Origin of the sequence: Streptomyces hainanensis, from assembly GCF_004348415.1 — a bacterium.
Taxonomy (GTDB): Bacteria; Actinomycetota; Actinomycetes; order Streptomycetales; family Streptomycetaceae; genus Streptomyces; species Streptomyces hainanensis.
Genome location: NZ_SMKI01000508.1, coordinates 1 through 5,257 on the forward strand (window position 1 = coordinate 1; position 5,257 = coordinate 5,257).

The window sequence follows — 5,257 nt, forward strand, 5'->3', positions numbered from 1 at the left end:
CCGCCCCCGTCACCCCCTGTCGTCCCATGGTGCCAGCGGCCCGCCACCCGGGCCAGAGGGCGAGGGACCGCCGTGGAATGCCGGCCGCCGGCCGGCGACGTACCGTGCTGGTATGGGCTCCGGAACGGGCTCCGAGCCGGACGGCGGCGACCTGTCGCTGCTGAGTCCGCACATGCATCGGGCCATCAGGGAGACCGGCGGCTACGGCGGCGGCATCTTCCTGCTGGCCCCGGGCGAGCGGGTGCTGCGGCTGGCCGTGGTCTCCGGCATCCCGATGGACGTGGCCAGCCCCTGGTCCCGGGTGCAGCTCGACGTCCCCGTGCCGCTGACCAGGGCCGTCAACGAACAGCGGCTGATCTGGCAGGAGAGCGGCCGGCACGACCGGCGCGGGCCCCGGGTGAGCGTGCCCCTGCCGTACTCGTACGCCGTGGCGCACGCCCCCATCGTCACCGGAAGCGGCGACGACGGGTCGGGCGAGGCAGGCGAGGAGGGCGAGTGCTGGGGCGTGCTGATGGTGCTCTGGCCCGGCTCGCACCCGTCCCAGCTCCCGCCGCACGAACGCGAGCCGCTGGAGGCCGGCTGCCGGCGCCTCGGACCGCTGCTGCGCGACGTGACCAGGCGGCGCGGGCGGGCGGTGCGGCTGGCCGACGAGCCGACGATCCTGGAGCGGCCGCGCACCCGGATGCCCGAACCGGCGCACGCGCTGGCCGCCGCCGACTTCGCCGAGCGGCTGCCGGAGGGCGCCTGCGCGCTCGAACTGGACGGCCGGATCGCGTTCGTCACCGAGCGTGGCGCCGCGCTGCTCGGCGTCAACGGCGCGGAGCTGCTGGGGGCACGGCTGTGGGAGGCGGTGCCCTGGCTGGCCGACCCGACGTACGAGGACCGGTTCCGGGCCGCGGTGATCAGCCGCCAGCCGACGTCGTTCGCGGCGCGGCGGGCGGCGGGGCGCTGGCTGCGGTTCGACCTGCACCCGGGCGACCGGGGGCTCAGCGTCCGGATGTGCCCGACCAGGGCGCCTGCCGACGAGCCCGCCGAGGAATCCGCCGGAGAGTTCGCCGGGGAGCCGACGGCGCCGGCCGAGGCGCCGGACCCGCCGCCCGAGGCCCCGACCAGGGTCGGGGCGATCTACCAGGTGATGCGGCTCGCCGTCACCCTCACCGAGGCGGCCGGCGTGGCGGACGTGGTGCGGCTGGTCGCCGACCAGCTGCTACCGGCCTTCGACGCGCAGGGGCTGATCCTCTGCGTCACGGAGGGTGACCGGTTGCGGGTGGTCGGCCACCGGGGCTGCCCGCCGGAGATCGCGGACATGCTCGACGGGACGCCGCTGGCCAGCCGCACCAGCCCGACCGCCGCCGCCATGGCCGGCGGCAACCCCACCTACTACGGCTCACCCGACGAGATGCGCCGCCGCTACCCCCACATCCCGGACGTGGACCGGGAGGTCGCGGGGCGGGCACGGACGGGGGCGGCCGCCTGGGCGTTCCTGCCGCTGGTCACCTCGGGGCGGGTGGCCGGCTGCTGCGTGGTCTCCTACGACCGGCCGCACGACTTCACCGCCGAGGAGCGCACCCTGCTGACGTCGCTGGCCGGCGTCGTCGCCCAGGCCCTGGAGCGGGCCCGGCTCTTCGACGCCAACCAGCGCCTCGCCCGCCGGCTCCAGAAGGACCTGCTCCCGCGCGATCTGCCCAGCATCCCCGGGCTCGACGTGGCGGCCCGCTACCTCGCCGCGACCAAGGGCATGGAGATCGGCGGCGACTTCTACGACGTGATCGAGCTGGACGGCGGCGCCGGCGTGACCATCGGCGACGTGCAGGGCCACAACGTGACGGCCGCGGCGCTGATGGGACAGGTACGGACGGCCGTCCACGCGGCGGCCGGCACCGAACCGTCCGAGGTGCTGACCCGCACCAACCGGCTGCTCAACGACCTCGACCCCGGCCTGTTCACCAGCTGCCTCTACATCCACCTCGACCTGGGCAGACGGCTGGCCACGCTCGCCACCGCCGGCCACCCGCCACCGCTGCTGTGGCTGCCGGACGGGCGGGTCGGCGAGGTGGAGGTGCCGCCGGGGCCGGTGCTCGGCGTGGACCCGCGCGCCGACTACCCGGCGGTGGAGATCCCGCTGCCACCGGGCGCGGTGCTGCTGCTCTTCACGGACGGGCTGATCGAGCGGCCCGGGGTGCACCTGGACGACGCGACGGCGGCACTGGCCGGCCACTTCGCGCGGATCGCCGAGCAGGCCGGGCGGCGCATGGACGAGCTGGCGGAGACCCTGCTCCGCTCCCACGAGACGGGTCAGACGGGCAGCGGCCGCGGCGACGACATCGCGCTGCTGCTGCTCAGCCCGACGCCGTGACCGCTCTGTTCGTGACCGCTCTGTTCGTGACCGCTCTGTTCGTGACCGCTCTGTTCGTGACCACTCTGTTCGTTCTGTTCGTGACCGCTCTGTCGGATCTGTCGGGGGTGCGTCAGCTCTGGCCGGACCGCAGGCCGAGCGGGGTGGCGATCTCGGCCTCCATCACGCGGCCGGCCTGCCGCTCCAGGTCGCCGTCCTCGGCGCCGCTGTCCGTGTCGAGGCCGTCGAGCTCGGCGAGCGGCGTGTCGAGGCGGACGTGCGCCACCAGGGACTGGAGCGCGCGCAGGGCGGCGCTGGCGGTCGGGCCCCAGTTGGAGAGGTAGGAGAACTGCCACCACCACAGCGCCTCGCTGATCCGGCCGGCGCGGTAGTGCGCCATGCCGTGCCGGAGGTTGCTGATGATGTCGGCGAGGTCGTCGGAGATGCGGGACGGGACGGGCGTGGAGCGCGGCACGTACGGGTCGAAGACCTCGGAGTAGACGTCGACCGGCGCCAGCAGCCCGGCCAGCCGCTCGCGCAGCTCGTCCATGTCCGGGTCGGGGCCGGTGTCCGGCTCGTAGCGCTCCTCGGGAACGATGTCCTCGTGGGCGCCGAGCCGGCCGCCGGCGAGCAGCAGCTGGGAGATCTGGAGCAGCAGGTAGGGCACCGCGCTGTCCGGGTCGTCGCCCTTGGCGACCTCCGTGACGGCGACCATGAAGCTCTCGACCTGGTCGGCGATCTGCACAGCGAAGCTGTCCGGCCCACCGGCCGCGGCCAGCTCCTCCTCGTTCGGCGCGACATCGGACATCACGCGATCGCCTCCCCTACGGCACCTGTGGCCCGTGCGGTCCGTATGGTCCCTGCGTTACACATCGAGCAGCCGCCTCCCCTCGAAGGCACGCCCCAAGGTGACCTCGTCGGCATATTCCAAGTCTCCCCCGACGGGCAGCCCGCTGGCTAGCCGGGTGACCCGCAACCCGAGCGAGCTGACCATCCTGGCCAGGTAGGTGGCGGTCGCCTCGCCCTCCAGATTGGGGTCGGTGGCGAGGATCAGCTCCGTGACCGAGCCGTCGGCCAGCCGGGCGAGCAGCTCCCTGATCCGCAGGTCGCCGGGGCCGACGCCGTCGATCGGGCTGATCGCGCCGCCCAGCACGTGGTAGCGGCCCCGGAACTCGCGGGTGCGCTCGATGGCGACGATGTCCTTGGGCTCCTCGACCACGCAGATGACCGTGGTGTCGCGGCGGGGATCCTGGCAGACCCGGCACCGCTCCTCCTGCGCGACGTTGCCGCAGACGGCGCAGAACCTGACCTTCGCCTTGACCTCGGTCAGCGCGTTGGCCAGCCGGCGGACGTCGGTGGGCTCGGCCTGGAGGATGTGGAAGGCGATCCGCTGGGCGCTCTTGGGGCCCACGCCGGGCAGCCGACCGAGCTCGTCGATCAGGTCCTGGACCACGCCCTCGTACACGGAATGTCCCGCCCTCTCGCCCGACCACGCCGCTGCTACTGCCGCTGCCGCCGCCCTGCCTCACCTCGGGCCGACGCCTTAGGTCAGCACCTTAGGCCAGCACCGCTCAGAACGGCAGCCCGGGAAGGCCCCCGCCACCGCCGAGGCCCTGGGCGAGCGGGCCGAGCTTGGTCCTGGCCAGCTCCTGCGCCGCGTTGTTCGCGTCGCGGACCGCGGCGACCACGAGATCCGCGAGGGTCTCGGTGTCCTCCGGGTCCACCGCGCGCGGGTCGATCTCCAGGCTCTTCAGCTCACCGGAACCGGTGACCGTGGCCTTGACGAGCCCACCGCCCGCCGAGCCCTCGACGGGCGTCTCGGCCAGCTCCTGCTGCGCCGCGGCCAGGTCCTGCTGCATCTTCTGGGCCTGCTGCAGCAGCTGCTGCATATCGACCCCACCACCGGGGAACACGGCCGGTCTCACTCCTGGCTCTCGACGAACGTGACCCTCCCGAGCCTACGGGTTCAGGATGCGTCGGTCTCACTCATGCGGAATCTCCTCAATAACGGTCGCACCCAGCTCCCGAACGATCAGCTCGTAGCCGGTGAGCGCGGTGTCGTCGAGATCCGCGTCGTCCTCGGCCGCCACGTCGTCCTCGGCGGCGACGGGCGGCCGCCGCGGCGGGGGCGGCGGAGCCGCGGCCGGCGCGCTCGGCGACGGCGACGGCATGGGAGCTGGCCGCTGGGCCGCGGGGGCCGCCGCCTGCGGCGGCGGCGCCGCAGGCGGCCGCGCGGCGGGGAACCCGCCACCGCCGCCGCCACCGCCGCCCGGGTCGATGACGGTGTCGATCCGCCACTGCACGCCCATGGCCTCGCTCAGCGCCTGCTGGAGGACCTCCTGGCTGCCGCTGTTCACGAAGCTGTCGCGGGCGCCGACGGTGGCGAAGCCGAGTTGCAGGGTGGTGCCGTCGAAGCCGGCGATCTGCGCGTTCTGGCTGAGCAGGATCCAGCTGAAGCGGCGACGCCCCTTGACCGCGTCCAGGATGTCCGGCCACATCTGCCGCACCCGCGACACGTCCCCGCCGCCGCCTCCACCGGCCGTCGGCGCGGGCGGGGGTGGTGCCGCGGCCGGTGCCGGCCGCGGCACCGGCGCGGCCGGCTGGGCCGTAGGCCAGGCCCCCGCCGACGCTCCACCGCCACCCGACCGGGCCGCCGTCGGCCAGGCGCCGGGCTGCTGCCCGCCGCCGGCCGCCTGCGGCGGCCTGGCCGGCTCGGGCGCGGGCGGCGCGGGCGGCGTGGGCGGCGTGGGTGCCTGCGGTTCCGGCGCCGGCGCCGGTGGCGGTGGCGGCACGGCGGGCGCGGCCCGCTGCTCCTGCACGGGCGCGGGCGCCGGTTCCGGTGCCGGAACCGGCGGCTGTACCGGCCCCGGAGCGGAAACCTGCTCCTGCTGCTGCCCCCGGGACTGGAACACCGTCCCGGCC

5 protein-coding genes and 1 pseudogene are annotated in these 5,257 nt (G+C 74.9%); 2 read left to right on the forward strand and 4 right to left on the reverse strand.

Annotated elements, in window-relative coordinates; genetic code table 11:
* Positions 1-112 precede the first annotated feature (112 nt).
* The gene (locus E1283_RS31275; protein ID WP_132821544.1) at positions 113-2,356 is read left to right on the forward strand and encodes a SpoIIE family protein phosphatase; all 2,244 of its coding nucleotides are present in this window, start codon (positions 113-115) and stop codon (positions 2,354-2,356) included.
* 112 nt (positions 2,357-2,468) lie between these two features.
* Here the strand turns inward: E1283_RS31275 and E1283_RS31280 are convergent, their stop codons facing one another.
* The 4 genes from E1283_RS31280 to E1283_RS39760 all read right to left on the reverse strand — a co-directional run bounded on the left by E1283_RS31280 (position 2,469) and on the right by E1283_RS39760 (position 4,833).
* A complete protein-coding gene (locus E1283_RS31280) occupies positions 2,469-3,143 on the reverse strand; it encodes a DUF5063 domain-containing protein (protein ID WP_132821545.1) in 675 nt (224 codons plus the stop codon).
* 57 nt (positions 3,144-3,200) lie between these two features.
* On the reverse strand, positions 3,201-3,800 hold the full coding sequence (gene recR / locus E1283_RS31285) for a recombination mediator RecR (protein WP_132821546.1): 600 nt from the start codon (positions 3,798-3,800) through the stop codon (positions 3,201-3,203).
* Between the two features lie 106 nt (positions 3,801-3,906).
* On the reverse strand, positions 3,907-4,224 hold the full coding sequence (locus E1283_RS31290; protein WP_243745232.1) for a YbaB/EbfC family nucleoid-associated protein: 318 nt from the start codon (positions 4,222-4,224) through the stop codon (positions 3,907-3,909).
* 93 nt (positions 4,225-4,317) lie between these two features.
* Complete coding sequence (locus E1283_RS39760) at positions 4,318-4,833, reverse strand: hypothetical protein (protein WP_165956312.1); 516 nt, start codon at positions 4,831-4,833, stop codon at positions 4,318-4,320.
* Here E1283_RS39760 and E1283_RS39765 point away from each other — a divergent pair.
* A pseudogene (locus E1283_RS39765) lies at positions 4,820-5,257 on the forward strand (hypothetical protein); the annotation flags it as partial. The gene E1283_RS39760 and the pseudogene E1283_RS39765 overlap by 14 nt on opposite strands.